The organism is Paracidovorax avenae ATCC 19860, from assembly GCF_000176855.2.
Taxonomy (GTDB): domain Bacteria; phylum Pseudomonadota; class Gammaproteobacteria; order Burkholderiales; family Burkholderiaceae_C; genus Paracidovorax; species Paracidovorax avenae.
This window is the reverse complement of sequence record NC_015138.1, coordinates 1,370,019-1,389,514: the sequence shown is the minus strand read 5'-3', so window position 1 is coordinate 1,389,514 and position 19,496 is coordinate 1,370,019. Positions and strand designations below refer to the sequence as shown.

Here is a 19,496-nt window from a genome sequence, read left to right as displayed (position 1 = left end):
CATGGGAAAAATCATCGGTATCGACCTGGGCACCACGAATAGCTGCGTCGCCATCATGGAGGGCAACACGACCCGCGTGATCGAGAACAGCGAAGGCGCCCGCACCACCCCGTCCATCATCGCCTACCAGGAAGACGGCGAGATCCTCGTCGGCGCCTCGGCCAAGCGCCAGGCCGTGACGAACCCCAAGAACACCATCTACGCCGCCAAGCGCCTGATCGGCCGCAAGTTCGAGGAAAAAGAGGTCCAGAAGGACATCGACCTCATGCCCTACACGATCGCCAAGGCCGACAACGGCGACGCGTGGGTGGAAGTGCGCGGCAACAAGCTGGCCCCGCCGCAGATCAGCGCCGAAGTGCTGCGCAAGATGAAGAAGACCGCCGAGGACTACCTGGGCGAGCCCGTCACCGAGGCCGTGATCACGGTGCCGGCGTACTTCAACGACGCCCAGCGCCAGGCCACCAAGGACGCCGGCCGCATCGCGGGCCTGGACGTCAAGCGCATCATCAACGAGCCCACGGCCGCGGCGCTGGCCTTCGGCCTGGACAAGCAGGAAAAGGGCGACCGCAAGATCGCCGTCTATGACCTGGGCGGCGGCACGTTCGACGTGTCCATCATCGAGATCGCCGATGTCGATGGCGAGAAGCAGTTCGAAGTGCTGTCCACCAACGGCGACACCTTCCTGGGCGGCGAGGACTTCGACCAGCGCATCATCGACTACATCATTGCCGAGTTCAAGAAAGAGCAAGGCGTGGACCTGTCCAAGGACGTGCTGGCCCTGCAGCGCCTGAAGGAAGCCGCCGAGAAGGCCAAGATCGAGCTGTCCTCCTCGGCCGCGACCGACATCAACCTGCCCTACATCACGGCCGACGCGTCGGGCCCGAAGCACCTGAACATCAAGCTGACCCGCGCCAAGCTGGAAAGCCTGGTGGAAGAGCTGATCGAGCGCACCATCGCTCCCTGCCGCACGGCCATCAAGGACGCCGGCATCAGCGTGTCCGACATCCACGACGTGATCCTGGTCGGCGGCATGAGCCGCATGCCCAAGGTGCAGGAGAAGGTCAAGGAGTTCTTCGGCAAGGAGCCGCGCAAGGACGTGAACCCCGACGAGGCCGTGGCCGTCGGTGCCGCCATCCAGGGCCAGGTGCTCTCGGGCGACCGCAAGGACGTGCTGCTGCTGGACGTCACCCCGCTGTCGCTCGGCATCGAGACCCTCGGCGGCGTGATGACCAAGATGATCACGAAGAACACCACGATCCCGACGAAGTTCGCGCAGACCTTCTCGACGGCCGACGACAACCAGCCGGCGGTGACGATCAAGGTGTTCCAGGGCGAGCGCGAGATCGCCAGCGCCAACAAGCTGCTGGGCGAGTTCAACCTGGAAGGCATTCCGCCGGCCGGCCGCGGCGTGCCGCAGATCGAGGTGACCTTCGACATCGACGCCAACGGCATCCTGCACGTGAGCGCCAAGGACAAGGGCACGGGCAAGGAGAACAAGATCACCATCAAGGCGAACTCGGGCCTGTCCGAGGACGAGATCCAGAAGATGGTGAAGGATGCCGAGCTCAACGCCGCCGACGACAAGAAGAAGCTGGAACTGGTGCAGGCCCGCAACCAGGGCGAGGCCGCGGTCCACAGCGTGACCAAGAGCCTGTCCGAGCATGGCGACAAGCTCGATGCCGGCGAGAAGGAGAAGATCGAGGCCGCGGTGAAGGACCTCGAGACCGCGCTCAAGGGCGAGGACAAGGCCGCGATCGAGGAAAAGACCAACGTCCTGATGGCAGCGAGCCAGAAGCTCGGCGAGAAGATGTACGCCGATGCGCAGGCAGCCGCCGCCGCGGCGGGTGCCGGCGCGGAAGCCGGCCCGGCCGCCGGCCAGGCCGCATCCTCCGCGGGTGGCGCGTCCTCCGCACCGCACGACGACAACGTGGTGGACGCCGAAGTGAAGGAAGTCAAGAAGGGCTGACGACGCCGCGCGCACCCACCGGGCGCGCGTGCCTTCCCTAGCCGCCGCGCCGTGCCCTTTTCCCCGAGGGCCTGCGCGGCGTTCGTGTTCCCAAAGGACCCGGAAACACCATGTCCAAACGAGACTTTTACGAAGTCCTGGGCGTTCCCAAGAACGCCTCGGACGAAGAGATCAAGAAGGCCTATCGCAAGCTGGCGATGAAGCACCACCCCGACCGCAACCAGGGTGATGCCGCCAAGCCGGCCGAGGAGAAGTTCAAGGAGGCCAAGGAGGCCTACGAGATGCTCTCCGACCCGCAGAAGCGCGCGGCCTACGACCAGTTCGGGCACGCCGGCGTGGATCCCAACATGCGCGGCCCCGGTGGCGCCGGCGCGGAAGGCTTCGGCGGTTTCGCGGAAGCGTTCGGCGACATCTTCGGCGACATGTTCGGCGGCCGCCGGGGTGCCGGCGGCGGGCGGCAGGTCTATCGCGGCAACGACCTCAGCTATGCGATGGACATCACGCTGGAGGAAGCCGCCAAGGGCAAGGAGGCGCAGATCCGCATCCCCACCTGGGAGAACTGCGAAACCTGCCACGGCAGCGGCGCCAAACCCGGCACCAGCGCCAAGACCTGCACGACATGCTCGGGCACGGGTACGGTGCAGATGCGCCAGGGCTTCTTCAGCGTCCAGCAGACCTGCCCCCACTGCCGCGGCACGGGCAAGATCATTCCCGAGCCGTGCGTCACCTGCCACGGCCAGGGCAAGGTCAAGAAGCAGAAGACGCTGGAAGTGAAGATTCCCGCCGGCATCGACGACGGCATGCGCATCCGCAGCGTCGGCAACGGCGAGCCGGGCACCAACGGCGGGCCTCCGGGCGACCTCTACATCGAGATCCGCCTGAAGAAGCACGAGATCTTCGAGCGCGACGGCGATGACCTGCACTGCCAGGTGCCGGTGAGCTTCATCACCGCGGCCCTGGGCGGCGAGATCGAAGTGCCCACGCTGCAGGGCAAGGCGGCCATCGACATCCCGGAAGGCACCCAGGCCGGCAAGCAGTTCCGGCTGCGCGGCAAGGGGATCAAGGGCGTGCGCTCCAGCTACCCCGGCGACCTGTACTGCCACATCGTGGTCGAGACGCCGGTCAAGCTGACGGAACACCAGCGCAAGCTGCTGCGCGAACTGGACGAATCCCTCAAGAAGGGAGGCGCGAAGCACTCGCCCAGCGGCGAGAGCTGGACGGACCGGCTGAAGAACCTCTTCACCTGATCCCCGGCACATCCAGTGCAAGCCGCCCCGCGCAACGCGCCGGGCGGTTTTTTTATGCCCCGGCGTCCGCCATCGCGATGTGCGACGTCGCGTTTCGCGATGGCTGGACCTCACCATCCAGGGGACAATCCCGGCAAGGCTTCTCTTTCGAAGAAGCCGGATGCCCTGCCCCATGAAAAGCCCCGACCGCCATTTCGCGCGCCGCATCGACCTGACGTCGCTGCAGCTGTTCGTGGCCGTTTGCGAACTGGGCAGCATCGGGCGGGCCGCAGAGCGCGAATTCATCGCGGCGTCCGCGGTCAGCAAGCGCCTCTCGGACCTCGAGGCGGCCGTGGGCTCCGCGCTGCTGTACCGGCACAGCCGGGGCGTGACACTGACGCCCGCCGGCGAAAGCCTGCTGCACCACGCGCGCACCGTGCTTTTCGGGCTGGAGCGCATGCAGGGTGAACTGAGCGAATACGCCGACGGCGTGCGCGGCCATGTGCGGGTGCACGCGAACATTTCCGCCATCGTGCAGTTCCTGCCCGAGGACCTCGGGGCCTTCGCCAGGGAGCATGCCCAGGTCAAGATCGACCTGCAGGAGCACCTGAGCCCCGACGTCCTGCATGCCGTGCGCGAAGGCGCGGCCGACATGGGCCTGTGCCATACCGGCGACGGCGCCGAACCGCAGGAGTTGCAGAGCCGCCCCTACCGCAGCGACCGGCTGGTGCTCGTGGTGCCCGAGGGGCATCCGCTGGCGGGACGGCCCGCGGTCCGGTTCGAGGACGTGCTCGACTGGGACATCGTCGGCCTGCAGGCCAACAGCAGCATCAGCCTCGCCATGCGGCGCGGCGCGGCGCGCGCCGGGCGCCCCCTGCGCCAGCGCATCCAGGTGACGGGCCTGGACGCCATGTGCCGCATGATCGACAACGGCCTCGGCATCGGGCTGCTCCCCGACCGGGCCTTCTCGCTGATGCGCGGCGTGGGGCGGCTGCAGCCGGTCGCCCTGGACGAGCCCTGGGCCGAACGCTCGCTGCGGCTCGTCGCGCGCGACTTCGGCAGCCTGCCGGTGACGGCGCGGCTGCTGGCCGACCACCTGGCGCCGCCGGAACGCAAGACCTCTTCCTAGAATCCACCACCCCATCCCCACCCTGAACCAGCCCACGAGAGAACACACCATGGGACGCACCCTCTACGACAAGATCTGGGACGAGCACGTCGTCCATACCGAAGAGGACGGCACGGCCATCCTCTACATCGACCGCCACCTGGTGCATGAAGTGACCAGCCCGCAAGCGTTCGAGGGCATCCGCCAGGCCGGACGCAAGGTCTGGCGCGTCAGCTCCATCGTCGCCACGGCCGACCACAACACGCCCACCACCGGCTGGGAGCGCGGCTACGACGGCATCGAGGACCCGATCAGCAAGGAACAGATCACCACGCTGGACAAGAACATCGCCGAAGTGGGCGCCGCCGCCTTCTTCCCGTTCATGAGCAAACGCCAGGGCATCGTGCACGTGATCGGCCCCGAGAACGGTGCCACCCTGCCCGGCATGACCGTGGTCTGCGGCGACAGCCACACCAGCACGCACGGCGCGTTCGGCGCCCTGGCACACGGCATCGGCACCAGCGAGGTCGAGCACGTCATGGCCACGCAGACCCTGCTGGCCAAGAAGGCGAAGAACATGCTGATCCGCGTGGAGGGCCAGGTCGCCCCCGGCGTGACGGCCAAGGACATCGTGCTGGCCATCATCGGCAAGATCGGCACGGCCGGCGGCACGGGCTACACCATCGAGTTCGCGGGCCCCGCCATCCGCGCGCTCAGCATGGAAGGCCGCATGACGGTCTGCAACATGGCCATCGAGGCCGGCGCCCGCGCGGGCCTGGTGGCGGTGGACGACAAGACCATCGAGTACGTGAAGAACCGGCCGCTCTCCCCCACCGGCGTGGAATGGGACCAGGCCGTCGCCTACTGGAAGACGCTGCATTCGGATGCCGATGCGCACTTCGACACCGTCGTCACGCTGAACGGCGCCGACATCGTTCCGCAGGTCACCTGGGGCACCTCGCCCGAGATGGTGCTGGGCGTGGACGCCAGCGTGCCCGACCCGGACAAGGAAAAGGACCCGAACAAGCGCAGCGCCATCGAGCGCGCGCTCACCTACATGGCACTGGAGCCCGGCAAGCCGCTGAACGACATCTTCGTGGACAAGGTGTTCATCGGCAGCTGCACCAACAGCCGCATCGAGGACATGCGCGAAGCCGCAGCCGTGGTGAAGAAGCTGGGACGGAAGGTGGCACGGAACATCAAGGTGGCGATGGTGGTGCCCGGCTCGGGCCTGGTGAAGGAACAGGCCGAGCGCGAGGGCCTGGACCAGGTCTTCAAGGCGGCGGGCTTCGAGTGGCGCGAGCCCGGCTGCTCCATGTGCCTGGCCATGAACGCCGACCGCCTGGAGCCCGGCGAGCGCTGCGCGTCCACCAGCAACCGCAACTTCGAAGGCCGCCAGGGCGCGGGCGGGCGCACCCACCTGGTCAGCCCCGCCATGGCGGCCGCCGCGGCCGTGCACGGGCACTTCGTGGACATCCGCAAGTTCGCCTGACCGCCGCCAGCCCTTCCAGGAATCCGCCATGAAAACCTTCACCGCCCTGTTCGCGCTGGCCCTGGGCCTGCTGCTGGCCGGCTGCAACACCGTCAAGGGCATGGGCCAGGACGTGCAGCGCGCCGGCAGCGCGATCGAACGCGCCGCCAAGTAATCCGAACCGAACCGCAACGGACACTGCCATGCAGAAATTCACCCTCCACAAAGGCCTCGTGGCCCCCATGGACCGCGAGAACGTCGATACCGACGCCATCATCCCCAAGCAGTTCCTGAAGTCGATCAAGAAGACGGGCTTCGGTCCCAACCTGTTCGACGAATGGCGCTACCTGGACCAGCCCGGCCAGCCCGGCGTGCCGGAATCGGCCCGCAAGCCCAATCCCGACTTCGTGCTGAATCAGCCGCGCTACGCGGGCGCCTCCATCCTGCTGGCGCGCAAGAACTTCGGCTGCGGGTCGAGCCGCGAGCACGCGCCCTGGGCGCTGGACCAGTACGGCTTCCGCGCCATCATCGCGCCGAGCTTCGCCGACATCTTCTTCAACAACAGTTTCAAGAACGGCCTGCTGCCCATCGTGCTGCCCGAGGCCACGGTCTCCCGCCTGTTCGACGAGGTCCATGCCTTCCCGGGCTACGAGCTGACCGTCGATCTGGAGCGCCAGGTCATCGTGCGCCAGAACCGCGACGAGGTGGTCGGCGAGGAGATCCCCTTCGAGGTGAACGCCTTCCGCAAGTACTGCCTGCTCAACGGCTTCGACGACATCGGCCTCACGCTGCGCCAGGCCGACAAGATCCGCGCCTTCGAGGCGGAGCGGCTGGCCACCAAGCCCTGGCTCGCGCACACCATGCCGGCCTGATTCCCCGAGACCTTCTTCGCAACCGCACCCGAGAGAAAACCCAATGAAAATCGCAGTCCTGCCCGGCGACGGCATCGGCCCCGAAATCGTGGCCGAGGCCGTGAAGGTGCTCGAAACGCTCGACCTTTCCTTCGAGATGGAGTCCGCCCTGGTCGGCGGCGCGGCCTACGAGGCCCACGGCCATCCCCTTCCCGAAGCCACGCTGAAACTCGCCCAGGAAGCCGACGCCGTGCTGTTCGGCGCCGTGGGCGACTGGAAGTACGACAAGCTCGACCGCCCCCTGCGCCCCGAGCAGGCCATCCTGGGCCTGCGCAAGCACCTGGGCCTGTTCGCCAACTTCCGCCCGGCCATCTGCTACGAGCAGCTCACGCACGCCTCCAGCCTCAAGCCCGAACTTGTCGCGGGCCTGGACATCCTCATCATCCGCGAGCTGACGGGCGACATCTACTTCGGACAGCCGCGCGGCCGCCGCACGGCCGCCGACGGGCACTTCCCCGGCGCCGAGGAAGCCTTCGACACCATGCGCTACAGCCGCCCGGAGATCGAGCGCATCGCGCATGTCGCCTTCCAGGCCGCGCGCAAGCGCAGCAAGAAGGTCACGAGCGTGGACAAGGCCAACGTGCTGGAGACCTTCCAGTTCTGGAAGGACGTGGTCACCGAAGTGGGCCAGCAGTACCCGGACGTTCAACTCGAGCACATGTACGTGGACAACGCCGCCATGCAGTTGGTGAAGAAGCCCAAGGCCTTCGACGTGGTGGTGACGGGCAACATGTTCGGCGACATCCTCTCGGACGAGGCCTCCATGCTCACGGGCTCGATCGGCATGCTGCCCTCGGCCAGCTTGAACGCGAAGAACCAGGGCCTGTACGAACCCAGCCACGGCAGCGCGCCCGACATTGCCGGCCAGGGCGTCGCCAACCCGCTGGCCACCATCCTGTCGGCCGCCATGATGCTGCGCTTCAGCCTGAACCAGGAAGCCGCCGCCCAGCGCATCGAAGCCGCCGTGCAGAACGTGCTGGCCCAGGGCCTGCGCACTCCCGACATCTGGAGCGAGGGCACGACCAAGGTCGGCACGGCGCAGATGGGCGATGCGGTGGTGAAGGCCCTGGCGCGCTGATACCCGCCTTTCCACTGTCTGCCAGCGGCCCTCGGGGCCGCTTTTTTTCGCCTGCACCCCGGCCGCATCATGGGTCCGGATGCGGCGAGACGGCCGGAGCGGCCTTGCGCAGACTTCCGCGCATGTTCCACCACCGCACCGGAGTCCGCAGCATGTCTTCCCTCGACCACCGCATCGCCATCGTCACGGGCGCCAGCTCGGGCATCGGCCGGGCCGCCGCCCTGCTCTTCGCACAGCAGGGCGCGCGCGTCGTGGCCGGAGCGCGGCGGCAGGCGGAACTGGACCGGCTCGTGGCGGAGATCCGGGATGCCGGCGGGCAGGCCACCGCACTGGCCGGCGACGTCTGCGATGCCGCCTACGCCGAGGCCCTGGTACAGGAGGCGGTCGGGCGGTTCGGCGGGCTGGACATCGCCTTCAACAACGCCGGCACGCTCGGACCGCTCGGCCCCACGACCGCCATCCATCCGGACGACTGGCGCCGCACGCTGGACACCAATCTCGGCAGCGCATTCCTCGGCGCGCGGCAGCAGATCCCGGCCATGCGGGAGCGCGGCGGCGGCTCCATCATCTTCACCTCGACTTTCGTCGGCTACACCGCCGGGTTCGCGGGCGTGGCGGCGTACGCGGCCAGCAAGTCCGGCCTGATCGGGCTGGCACAGGCCCTGGCGGCCGAATATGGCGCCGAGGGAATACGCGTCAATGCGCTGCTGCCCGGCGGAACCGACACGCCGATGGCACGCGAGATGAACGGCAGCCCCGAAGCCCTGGCCCAGGTGGCCCGGCTGCACGCCCTGCGGCGGCTGGCGCGCCCCGCGGAAATCGCGCAGGCGGCGCTCTACCTGGCTTCGGACGCATCGTCCTTCGTCACAGGCACCGCGATGCTGGTGGACGGGGGCATTTCGGTCCTGCGCGGCTGAGCAGCGCGGCCACCTGTGGCGCGGCCGCGACGCGCACCAGGCTCCAGCCGCCTGCATGCGTATCTCCGCGTACTCCGCGCCCCCGGGCATCCGCTAAAATCGCCTTTCATGTTTGCCGCTTGCCCGTTCGCCCTGAACACCGCCTCTGCCGCCCTGGCAGGCGTGGCCACGCGCGCATTCACCACCAAAACCACGACCACCATTAAGGGCTGATCCAGCCTGGTTCGTCGTGCGCCCTTCCTGGCCCTGACGAGCCAGGCGAGCAGTCCCGGTCGGGCACTGTTTCTTAAACTGAAAGGGCGTTGAAATGAGCAAGTTGGTAGGGTTGGTCGGCTGGCGCGGCATGGTCGGCTCGGTCCTGATGGAACGCATGGAGGCCGAGGGCGATTTCGGCCTCATCGAGCCGCTTTTCTTCTCCACCTCGAACGCGGGCGGCAAGGCCCCGGCACAGGCGAAGAACGAAACCACGCTGCAGGATGCATTCGACATCAACGCCCTCAAGCGCTGCGACATCATCCTCACCGCCCAGGGCGGCGACTACACCACGGAAGTCTTCACCAAGCTGCGCGATGCAGGCTGGAAGGGCCACTGGATCGACGCCGCCTCCACCCTGCGCATGAAGGACGACGCCGTGATCGTGCTCGATCCGGTCAACATGCCCGTCATCAAGGATTCGCTCGCCCGGGGCGGCAGGAACTGGATCGGCGGCAACTGCACGGTCAGCTGCATGCTCATGGGCGTGGGCGCGCTGTACAAGGCCGGCCTCGTCGAATGGATGAGCACCCAGACCTACCAGGCGGCCAGCGGCGGCGGTGCGCAGCACATGCGCGAACTGCTCACGCAGTACGGCACGCTGAATGCCGAAGTGCGCCCGCTGCTGGACGATCCGAAGAGCGCCATCCTGGAAATCGACCGCAAGGTCATCGCCAAGCAGCGCAGCCTCTCCGAAGCAGAGACCGCCAACTTCGGCGTGCCGCTGGGTGGCAGCCTGATCCCCTGGATCGACAAGGACCTGGGCAACGGCATGTCGAAGGAAGAGTGGAAGGGCATGGCCGAGACCAACAAGATCCTCGGCCAGGGCGAAGGCTTCGGCACCCAGGCCGTGCCGGTGGACGGCTTCTGCGTGCGCGTGGGTGCCATGCGCTGCCACAGCCAGGCACTGACCTTCAAGCTGAAGAAGCACGTGCCCGTGGCCGACATCGAGGCCATGATCGCCGCCGACAATGAGTGGGTGAAGGTGGTGCCGAACACGCGCGAAGCCACGCTCCGCGACCTGACGCCCGTCGCCGTGACCGGCACGATGACCATCCCGGTCGGCCGCGTCCGCCAGCTCGCCATGGGCCCGGACTATATCGGCGCCTTCACCATCGGCGACCAGTTGCTGTGGGGCGCTGCCGAGCCGCTGCGCCGCATGCTGCGCATCCTGCTGGACGCCTGATCGCGGCGTCTTCCTGCCCGGACTGGATGTAACCGGGATACGGGATTCACGCACGCTTTGTTACGAGTCGTTGTCCTACGACAACATGCAAAAACGACCTCTCGCGACCCTCCCATGGAGGTGATCGCGCGGGGCCCGGCACCTCGCTTGTCACTGCAAAACATTGATGCTATGGTGCTTTTTACATATTTTCACGCGTGGGCGCGGAACCGGGTTCATCCCGCTTCCGCGCTTTTCGCGAAGGCTCAAACTTGATCGGCTGATGGCACACATGCATCGTTGGAAACTATCTGCTCTGGCCGCGGCGGCCCTCGTCTCGACCGGCTTCTACACCTCCGATGCCAGTGCCCTTTCCCTGGGGCGCCTGTCGGTCCAGTCGGCACTGGGCGAACCGCTGCGGGCCGAAATCGACCTGCCGCAGATCACGGCCGCCGAAGCGGAATCCCTGCGCGCTGCCCCAGCCTCCGCGCAGACCTACCGTGCGCAGGGCCTGGAGTTCTCCCCCACCCTCAACGACCTGCAGGTGCGGCTGCAGCGCAAGGCCGACGGTTCCATGGTCCTGCGCCTGACCACCAGCCGCCCCGTCAACGATCCCTTCGTGGATCTGGTGCTGGACACCAGCTGGAACGCGGGCCAGCTCGTGCGCAGCTATACGCTGCTGCTCGACCCTCCTGCCAGCCGCCGCGAGGCGCCGGCCCCCACCGCCACCGCGCAGGCGGGCGCGGCCCCCTCGCCCGTGCCGCAGGCCACGGCTCCGTCCCGCCCGGCAGTGCCCGCGCCGCAGCCGCGCGCCGAGGCGCCGGCCCCGTCTCCTGCGGCAGCGCCAGCGCCGGCCGCCCCGCCAGCGGCCCGCCCGCAACGCCCAGCCACCGCTTCGGCGCCAGCGCCCGCAACGCCCTCCGGAGCTGCCGAGAGCGTGGTGGTGCGCCCCGGCGACACGGCCGGCCGTCTGGCCGGCGCCTACCGCCCTGCAGGGGTCTCGCTGGACCAGATGCTGGTGGCCATGATGCGCGCCAACCCGGACGCCTTCATCCGCGGCAACGTGAACCGCATGAAGTCGGGCGCGGTACTGGATATCCCGAGCGAGGCGCAGGCCCGCGCCACGCCGCCCGCGGAGGCGCGGCAGATCATTGCCGCGCAAAGCCGCGACTTCAACGAATTCCGCCGCCGTCTCGCCGGTGCGGCCCCTTCCGCCGAGGTGGCTGCGGCCGAACGCTCGGCCAGCGGCCGCGTGCAGACGCAGGTCGAAGACCGCAAGGCCGCGACCGCCGCCCCCGACAAGCTCACGCTCTCCAAGGGTGCCATGCGCGGCCAGCGCGCCGCCGAGGAGCAACTGGCGCGCGACAAGCAGGCCGGGGCGGACTCCGCCCGCATGGCCGAGCTGTCCAAGAACATCTCCGAACTGAACAAGCTGGGGGCCGCGTCCGCACCGGCGGGAGCTCCCGCACCGGCTGGTGCTGCCTCGGCCGCCTCGGCCGCACAACCCGGCCGCATCGCCGTGCCGGCAGGCGCCCTCCCGGCATCGGCACCGGCACCTGCTGCATCCGCGCCGGCACCTGCGCCAGCGCCGGCGGCCAGCGCTCCCTCCGCCGCACCGGCTGCCGCTGCGGCGTCGGCAGTGGCCTCTGCCCCAGCGCCGGCTCCAACGCAGGAAACGGCGGCCCCTGCGGCCGCAGGGGCCAGCGCCCCTGCATCTGGCGCCTCGGCCGCTGCAGCGCCCGCCCCGGCTCCGGCTGCGCGCCCGCAAACGCCGCCCCCGGCCGCGCCGCCGGAAGAGCCCGGATTCCTGGACTCCCTGCTGGAGAACCCGATGCTGCCGCTGGCCGGCGGCGGCCTGCTGGCACTGCTGCTGGGATACGGCGTTTACCGGACGGTGCAGAACCGGCGCAACCGCAATGCGGTGGACAGCTCCTTCCTCGAAAGCAAGCTGCAGCCGGACTCCTTCTTCGGTGCGAGCGGCGGGCAGCGCGTGGATACCGCCAGCAGCCAGCTCACCACGGGCGCATCGTCCATGGCGTACTCGCCCAGCCAGCTCGACGCGGGCGGTGACGTGGACCCCGTGGCCGAAGCCGATGTCTACCTGGCCTACGGCCGTGACCTGCAGGCGGAAGAGATCCTCAAGGAGGCCCTGCGCCACAGCCCCGACCGCACCGCGGTGCATGTGAAGCTGGCAGAGATCTACGCCAAGCGGCAGGACCGCAAGGCGCTCGACGCCGTGGCCCAGGACGTATTCCGACTGACCGACGGACACGGCATGGACTGGAACCGCGTCGCGGACCTCGGCCGCAGCATCGATCCGGAGAATCCCCTGTACCAGCCGGGAGGCCGCCCCCCGATGCTGGACGACGACGCTGCTCACCCGCTGCCTGCCGAAGGATTCCCCAGCACCCTGACCGACGGCCGCACGGCCGCTGGTGCCGCCGCGGTCGGAGCGGCAGCCGGCGCAGCCGCAGCCACCGCAGCAGCGATGCCACCCGATCTCGACCTGGACCTGGATCTCGACCTACCGGACGACGCGCTGACCGAGGCGCCCGCCCTGCCTCCCGCGGCACCCGGAGCCTTCGCCGCAGCGGCGGCCACGGCAGCGACGGCCTCGCCAGCCAGCGCCGCCCCTGCCCCGGCAGAGGCCGCGGAGCCGGTGCTGGAGTTCGATCCGCTGCCCACCACGCCGCTGCCGATGGCCGGCAGTGCCGCCCCGCAGTCCGCGCCAGCGCCGGCGCCGGAACTGGACTTCCCCGATGACCTGTCGCTGGCAGACTCGGCCCATGCCTCGCTGGAGCCGGAGGCCGCTCCCGCCTCCGCTCCCGTACCGCTCGAATTCGACCTGGGCGATCTGTCGCTGGACCTGGACGCGCCCTCCGCTGGTCGCGTGGAGCCGCCCGCGGCTGGCGCAGAGCCTGCCGCTGCCGCCATGGAGTCCGGAGAAGCGGCCGGCGACGCCGCAGGGCTGCCGGACGACCCACTGGCCACCAAGCTGGCGCTGGCCGAAGAGTTCAACGCCATCGGGGACGCCGAAGGCGCTCGCACCCTGGTCGAGGAAGTCATCGCGGAATCCTCGGGCGCGCTCAAGGCCCGGGCACAGCGCCTGCTGGCCGAACTGGGTTGATGGCCGGACAGTCCGCGACCGGGCGGGCCCGGCGCACGGGCGGGCGGCCATGAGGGTGGCGCTGGGCGTCAGCTACAACGGCTCCGCCTACCGCGGCTGGCAGAGCCAGCCCGGCGGCGCGACCGTGCAGGACCGCCTGGAGGCGGCCCTCGCGCGCTTCGCCACGCACGAGGTCTCCACGATTTGTGCCGGGCGCACGGATGCCGGGGTGCACGGCCTCATGCAGGTGGTGCATTTCGATACGCCGCTGGACCGGATGCCGTTCTCCTGGGTGCGTGGCACCAACACATTCCTGCCGCCGGATATCGCCGTGCAGTGGGCCCGCCCCGTGCCGGAGGCGTTCCATTCGCGCGCCAGCGCCACGGCCCGCCGGTACGCCTACGTGCTGCTGCAGTCCCCCGTGCGCCCGAGCGTTGAATCGGGACGGGTGGGCTGGGTGTTCCACGCCCTGGATGGGGACGCCATGCGTGCCGCCGCGCGGCACCTCCTTGGCGAACACGATTTCACCTCCTTCCGCGCCTCCGCATGCCAGGCCAAATCCCCCGTCAAGACGCTGCGCCGCATCGAGATCACGCAGCGCGGCACGGGCGGGGTGCCGGCAGGCCAGGCCTCGGGCGACCGTGGCGACGTGCCCACCTGCTACTGGCGGTTCGAGTTCGAGGGCAATGCCTTCCTGCACCACATGGTGCGCAACATCATGGGATGCCTCGTGGCGGTCGGCCAGGGGCAGCATCCGGCAGACTGGATGCACGCCGTGCTGCAGGCGCGCTCGCGGGACGCGGCGGCGCCCACGTTCTCTCCGGATGGCCTGTACTTTCTCGGCCCGCTCTACGATCCGGCCTGGGGACTGCCCGATCGCACCGCTGCGTATGATTGGCTGCCCTGACGGCAGGCCCCGCGGCTGAACCGTTGCATTGCCCGGCGCCCGGCGGGCCCGGTACGCGCCTGCGGCAGACCCATCCGCATACCTCCATGTCTTCGCCCATGCCTTCATCCGCCCCCGACACGCCCCAGCCGGAAAGCCGGCGCGGCGACGCCCCAGCCCCCCGCACGCGCATCAAGATCTGCGGCATCACCCGCGAGCAGGACCTGGACGCCGCCGTCCAGGCCGGAGCCGATGCGGTGGGATTCGTGCTGTATCCGAAAAGCCCGCGCGCAGTGACCGTGCAGCGTGCTGCCGCGCTCGCGCGCCGCCTGCCTCCCTTCGTCACGCCCGTGCTCCTGTTCGTGAATGCCGGAGCCGCGGAGGTGGCGGCCGCCTGCGACGAGATCCCCGGCGCCACCCTGCAATTCCACGGCGACGAAAGCCCCGAGGCCTGCCAGGCCGCAGCTGGCGGGGGACGGCGGCCCTTCGTTCGGGCGGCCCGCATTCCCCTGGACGCGCACGCCCCAGCGTTCGACCTCGTACAATTCGCCGAGCAGTACTCTCACGCCCAGGCCATCCTGCTCGACGCCCATGTCGAGGGCTATGGCGGCGGCGGCAAGGCATTCAATTGGTCACTCCTTCCACCAAGCGTCGGCTCTCACCTCGTTTTGTCTGGTGGACTCACGCCTGCAAACGTGACCGATGGCATCTTGCAGGTGCGGCCGCGCGGCCTTTCGCTCGCGGTTGACGTCAGTTCCGGCGTGGAAGCCGAAGGCCCCGACGGCCGTCCGCTGCGGGGCATCAAGGACGCCGGCAAGATCCAACGCTTCATCGCCGCCGTGCGCGCGGCCGATGGGCATTTTGCGAAGAACGATTGATGCTTTCCTACCAACAGCCCGACGCTTCGGGCCACTTCGGCCGCTATGGCGGCAGTTTCGCGAGCGAGACGCTCACGCATGCCCTCACCGAGCTGCGCGAGGCGTATGCGCGCTACCAGAACGACCCGGAGTTCCTGAAGGAATTCCACAGCGAACTCGCGCACTTCGTGGGCCGGCCCTCGCCCATCTACCATGCCGCCCGCATGAGCCGCGAAATGGGTGGCGCGCAGATCTTCCTCAAGCGGGAAGACCTCAACCACACGGGCGCGCACAAGATCAACAACGTGATCGGCCAGGCCATGCTCGCCCGCCGCATGGGCAAGCCGCGCGTGATCGCCGAGACCGGCGCGGGCCAGCACGGCGTGGCCACCGCCACCATCTGCGCGCGCTACGGCCTCGAATGCGTGGTGTACATGGGCGCGGAAGACGTGAAGCGCCAGAGCCCGAACGTCTATCGCATGAAGCTGCTGGGCGCCACCGTGGTGCCCGTGGAGTCGGGCAGCCGCACGCTCAAGGACGCGCTCAACGAGGCCATGCGCGACTGGGTCGCGAACGTGGACAACACCTTCTACATCATCGGCACGGTGGCGGGCCCGCACCCCTATCCCATGATGGTGCGCGACTTCCAGAGCGTGATCGGCACCGAATGCCTCGCGCAGATGCCCGGCATGCTGGAGGAGCAGCGCATCGCCGCCGAGCACCCGGACGCGGTGATCGCCTGTGTGGGCGGCGGCAGCAATGCCATGGGCATCTTCCATCCCTACATCCCGCACGAGAAGACGCGCCTCATCGGCGTGGAAGCCGCCGGCGAGGGGCTGGACAGCGGCAAGCATTCGGCATCGCTGCAGCGCGGCAGCGCGGGCGTGCTGCACGGCAACCGCACCTTCATCCTGCAGGACGAGAACGGCCAGATCACGGAGACCCACAGCATCAGCGCCGGCCTGGACTACCCCGGCGTCGGGCCCGAGCATGCCTGGCTGCAGGAGATCGGCCGCGCCGAGTACGTGGGCATCACCGACAAGGAAGCGCTCGACGCCTTCCACTACCTCTGCCGCACCGAGGGCATCATCCCGGCGCTGGAGTCCAGCCATGCCGTGGCCTATGCGATGCAGCTCGCCAAGACCCTGCGCGCCGACCAGTCCATCCTCGTGAACCTGTCAGGCCGCGGGGACAAGGACATCGGCACGGTGGCGGATCTCTCGGGCGTGGACTTCTACGACCGCCCGTCCATGCGGGGCCATGCCGTCAAGGGAGGACCCGCAGCATGAGCACCGACATGACGACTTCCGCGCCCCCGGCAGCGACGGCGCCCGCCCAGGGCCGCATCGGGGCGACGTTCGCCGACCTGCAGGCCCGCGGCCGCAAGGCCCTCATTCCCTACGTGACCGCCGGCTTCCCGTTCGCGGACATCACGCCTGCGCTGATGCACGGCATGGTCGAGGCCGGCGCCGACGTGATCGAACTCGGCGTTCCATTCTCCGACCCCATGGCCGACGGCCCGGTGATCCAGAAGGCCGGGGAAAAGGCCCTCTCCCTGGGCGTGGGCATGGCCCAGGTGCTCGGCTATGTGCGCGAGTTCCGCCAGCGCAACACGAAGACCCCGGTGGTGCTCATGGGCTATGCCAACCCGGTGGAGCGCTACGACCAGCGCCACGGCGAGGACGCCTTTGTGCGCGACGCGGCCCAGGCCGGCGTGGACGGGGTGCTGATCGTGGACTACCCCCCCGAGGAATGCGAGGACTTCGCCGCCCGGCTGCGCGCACAGGGCATGGACCTGATCTTCCTGCTGGCGCCCACCAGCACGGAGCAGCGCATGCAGCAGGTGGCGCGCGTCGCGAGCGGCTACGTGTACTACGTCTCGCTCAAGGGCGTGACCGGATCGGGCGCCCTCGACACCTCGGCCGTGGAAGCGATGCTGCCGGTGATCCGCCGCCATGTGCACATCCCCGTCGGCGTGGGTTTCGGCATCCGCGATGCGGCCACCGCGCAAGCCATCGGCCGCGTCGCGGATGCCGTGGTGATCGGCAGCCGCATCATCCAACTGCTGGACGACCAGCCCCACGAACGGGTCGTGCCCCTGGCCGTGGACTTCCTGCGGGGGGTGCGCAAGGCGCTCGACACGTAGAATCCAGGGATCATCCCCCTGAGCGGCTTTGCCGCTTCCCCCTTCTCTCGCGCTTCGCGCGGGAAGGGGGACGACGCCTACGGCCCGGCGGAGCCGGTTCCGTGGCGTCCACTGGCCTGGGCCGCGCCGGTTTTGAAGGTTGTGGCGCTGCGGTCTGCCATTCATTTTGAGGAATACACCAATGTCCTGGCTCGAAAAACTTCTGCCGTCCAAGATCCAGCAGTCCGACCCGACGGAGCGCCGCCAGGTGCCCGAGGGGCTGTGGATCAAGTGCCCGAGCTGCGAGACCGTGCTCTACAAGACCGACCTGGAGCACAACCAGAACGTCTGCCCGCATTGCAGCCACCACCACCGCATCAATGCCCGCCCGCGCCTCGACGCCTTCCTGGACCCGGAAGGCCGCTACGAGATCGGCCAGGAAGTGCTGCCGGTGGACGCGCTCAAGTTCAAGGACAGCCGCAAGTACACCGAACGCCTGAAGGAAGCGCTGGAAAACACCGGCGAGACCGACGCGCTGATCGTGATGGGCGGCTCGGTCAAGAGCATCAACGTCGTCGCGGCCTGCTTCGAGTTCGACTTCATGGGCGGCTCCATGGGCAGCGTGGTCGGCGAGCGCTTCGTGCGCGGCGTGGAAACCGCCATCGAGCAGAAAGTGCCTTTCATCTGCTTCACCGCCACGGGCGGTGCCCGCATGCAGGAAGGCCTGCTGTCGCTCATGCAGATGGCCAAGACCAATGCAGCGCTCACGCGGCTGGCCAAGAAGGGCCTGCCCTACATCAGCGTGCTGACCGACCCCACCATGGGCGGCGTTTCGGCCGGTTTCGCCTTCGTGGGCGATATCGTGATCGCCGAGCCCAAGGCGCTCATCGGCTTCGCGGGCCCGCGCGTGATCGAATCCACCGTGCGCGTGACACTGCCGGAAGGCTTCCAGCGGGCCGAGTTCCTGCAGACCAAGGGCGCCGTGGACTTCATCTGCGACCGCCGCGAACTGCGCGATACCGTGGCCAGGAGCCTGGCCATGCTGCAGCGCCTGCCGGCCGACTCCGTCGCCTGAGCCACCGCCAGACAATAAAAGCCGCCGGTCCCGGCAAGGGGACGCGGCGGCTTTTTTGCGCCTATCGCATCACGGCGCCCTGCAGGTGGCCCAGCACGATCATCACCACCTGCAGCAGCACGATGGCCACGAGGGGTGAGAGATCCACTCCGCCCAGCAGGGGGATCACACGGCGCAGGGGCCGCAGGATGGGGTCGCAGAGGCGCCCGATGACATCCGCGATCGGAGTGCGCGTCTGCACCCAGGAAAGGATCGCGCCGACGATGAGCAGCCCCATCATCCCGGAGACCGCCACCCGTGCCAGCCCGAACAGGGCCATCCAGGGCAGCCATGCCAGGCCCAGCAGGCCGCCGAGCAGCAGCCAGAGCAGCAGGTACTGCGCCAGCTGGATCAGCAGCCCCGCGACGAAGCTGGACCAGTCCCAGCGGCCGGTGGGGGGAATGATGCGGCGCAGCGGCATCACCAGCCAGTCGCTGAGGGCGAAGACCAGCCGGCCGACCGGGTTGGAAAACGGAACGCGCTGCGCCTGCATGTACAGGCGCAGCAGGCAGGCGCCGGTGAGCAGGCCACCGATCACGTCCAGCAGGAAAGAAGCAATCTGGAAGAGCATGGGACCTCGTCGTAGGCGGGCCCGTCGCGGGCCCGTTCGCCGTGGGATGATAGCGGGCCGTACAGGCCCCGCCCATGACCTTCGCCCCACCTCCCCACGAGCCCGCGCCCCAGGCGCCGCTCACGCTCAGCTCGCTGCCGCTGTTCCCGCTGGGCACGGTGCTCTTCCCGGGTGGCCTGCTGGCCCTGCGGGTATTCGAAGTGCGCTACCTGGACATGGTGCGCAAATGCCGCCAGGCCGGGGCACCATTCGGCGTGGTGGCCCTCACGGACGGGCACGAGGTGCGCCAGGCCGGTGCGGCGCCCGAGAAATTCCATGACGTGGGTACGCTGGCAGCCATCTCGGAACTCGACGATTCCCACCCCGGGCTCATCGCCATGAAGGCTCAGGGGTCGGAGCGGTTCCGCATCGTGCGCCGCCAGTTGCTGCCGCACGGCCTCTGGATCGCCGACATCGAGCAACTGCCGCCGGACGTGGCCGTGCCCGTGCCGCCGGACCTGCGCAAGGCCGCGGCGGCCCTGGAACAGGTGCTGGCACGCCTGCGCGACCGCAACCCCGACGACAGCAGCCTGCCCCTGCCGAGCGCCGCCCAGCTGGACGACTGCGGCTGGGTGGCCAACCGCTGGTGCGAGTTGCTGCCGGTGCCCATCGACCTCAAGCAGCAACTCATGCAGCTCGACAGTCCGCTGCTGCGGCTCGAGCTCGTGGGCGACGTACTGGACCGCACGGGCATCGCGCCATGA

At 68.9% G+C, this 19,496-nt stretch carries 17 protein-coding genes; 16 read left to right on the top strand and 1 reads right to left on the bottom strand.

Annotated elements, in window-relative coordinates; all coding sequences use genetic code 11:
• Position 1 precedes the first annotated feature (1 nt).
• The 15 genes from dnaK (at position 2) to accD (ending at position 18,143) form a co-directional block, all read left to right on the top strand.
• The gene (dnaK, locus tag ACAV_RS06075; protein ID WP_013593700.1) at positions 2–1,966 is read left to right on the top strand and encodes a molecular chaperone DnaK; all 1,965 of its coding nucleotides are present in this window, start codon (positions 2–4) and stop codon (positions 1,964–1,966) included.
• A gap of 110 nt (positions 1,967–2,076) precedes the next feature.
• Positions 2,077–3,213: a molecular chaperone DnaJ gene (gene dnaJ / locus ACAV_RS06070; RefSeq protein ID WP_013593699.1), complete on the top strand. Its 1,137-nt coding sequence runs from the start codon at positions 2,077–2,079 to the stop codon at positions 3,211–3,213.
• A gap of 172 nt (positions 3,214–3,385) precedes the next feature.
• Positions 3,386–4,321 (top strand): LysR family transcriptional regulator, encoded by a 936-nt coding sequence (locus ACAV_RS06065; RefSeq protein WP_013593698.1) that lies wholly within the window; start codon positions 3,386–3,388, stop codon positions 4,319–4,321.
• Positions 4,322–4,370: 49 nt separating this feature from the next.
• Positions 4,371–5,792: a 3-isopropylmalate dehydratase large subunit gene (gene leuC / locus ACAV_RS06060; RefSeq protein ID WP_011794366.1), complete on the top strand. Its 1,422-nt coding sequence runs from the start codon at positions 4,371–4,373 to the stop codon at positions 5,790–5,792.
• A 28-nt stretch (positions 5,793–5,820) separates the two neighbouring features.
• A complete protein-coding gene (locus tag ACAV_RS06055; RefSeq protein ID WP_013593697.1) occupies positions 5,821–5,946 on the top strand; it encodes an entericidin A/B family lipoprotein in 126 nt (41 codons plus the stop codon).
• Between the two features lie 28 nt (positions 5,947–5,974).
• Entirely contained in the window at positions 5,975–6,643 is a 669-nt protein-coding gene (gene leuD / locus ACAV_RS06050) for a 3-isopropylmalate dehydratase small subunit (RefSeq protein WP_013593696.1), read from the top strand.
• A 43-nt stretch (positions 6,644–6,686) separates the two neighbouring features.
• Complete coding sequence (gene leuB, locus ACAV_RS06045) at positions 6,687–7,760, top strand: 3-isopropylmalate dehydrogenase (RefSeq protein WP_013593695.1); 1,074 nt, start codon at positions 6,687–6,689, stop codon at positions 7,758–7,760.
• Between the two features lie 152 nt (positions 7,761–7,912).
• Complete coding sequence (locus ACAV_RS06040; RefSeq protein WP_013593694.1) at positions 7,913–8,677, top strand: SDR family oxidoreductase; 765 nt, start codon at positions 7,913–7,915, stop codon at positions 8,675–8,677.
• A gap of 307 nt (positions 8,678–8,984) precedes the next feature.
• Positions 8,985–10,115, top strand: a complete 1,131-nt coding sequence (asd, locus tag ACAV_RS06035; RefSeq protein ID WP_013593692.1) for an aspartate-semialdehyde dehydrogenase — start codon at positions 8,985–8,987, stop codon at positions 10,113–10,115.
• Between the two features lie 271 nt (positions 10,116–10,386).
• Positions 10,387–13,221, top strand: coding sequence for a motility hub landmark protein FimV (locus ACAV_RS06030; protein ID WP_013593691.1), 2,835 nt, complete (start codon positions 10,387–10,389; stop codon positions 13,219–13,221).
• Positions 13,222–13,270: 49 nt separating this feature from the next.
• A complete protein-coding gene (gene truA, locus ACAV_RS06025; protein ID WP_013593690.1) occupies positions 13,271–14,107 on the top strand; it encodes a tRNA pseudouridine(38-40) synthase TruA in 837 nt (278 codons plus the stop codon).
• A 98-nt stretch (positions 14,108–14,205) separates the two neighbouring features.
• Positions 14,206–14,964 (top strand): phosphoribosylanthranilate isomerase, encoded by a 759-nt coding sequence (locus tag ACAV_RS06020; RefSeq protein WP_013593689.1) that lies wholly within the window; start codon positions 14,206–14,208, stop codon positions 14,962–14,964.
• Complete coding sequence (gene trpB, locus ACAV_RS06015; protein WP_013593688.1) at positions 14,964–16,232, top strand: tryptophan synthase subunit beta; 1,269 nt, start codon at positions 14,964–14,966, stop codon at positions 16,230–16,232. The genes ACAV_RS06020 and trpB overlap by 1 nt, the downstream gene beginning before the upstream one ends.
• Entirely contained in the window at positions 16,229–17,089 is an 861-nt protein-coding gene (gene trpA / locus ACAV_RS06010) for a tryptophan synthase subunit alpha (RefSeq protein WP_013593687.1), read from the top strand. The genes trpB and trpA overlap by 4 nt, the downstream gene beginning before the upstream one ends.
• Before the next feature lie 181 nt (positions 17,090–17,270).
• A complete protein-coding gene (accD, locus tag ACAV_RS06005) occupies positions 17,271–18,143 on the top strand; it encodes an acetyl-CoA carboxylase, carboxyltransferase subunit beta (RefSeq protein ID WP_013593686.1) in 873 nt (290 codons plus the stop codon).
• Between the two features lie 61 nt (positions 18,144–18,204).
• Here the strand turns inward: accD and ACAV_RS06000 are convergent, their stop codons facing one another.
• Entirely contained in the window at positions 18,205–18,753 is a 549-nt protein-coding gene (locus tag ACAV_RS06000) for a YggT family protein (protein ID WP_013593685.1), read from the bottom strand.
• A gap of 74 nt (positions 18,754–18,827) precedes the next feature.
• Here ACAV_RS06000 and ACAV_RS05995 point away from each other — a divergent pair, with 74 nt between their 5' ends.
• A complete protein-coding gene (locus tag ACAV_RS05995) occupies positions 18,828–19,496 on the top strand; it encodes an LON peptidase substrate-binding domain-containing protein (protein ID WP_013593684.1) in 669 nt (222 codons plus the stop codon).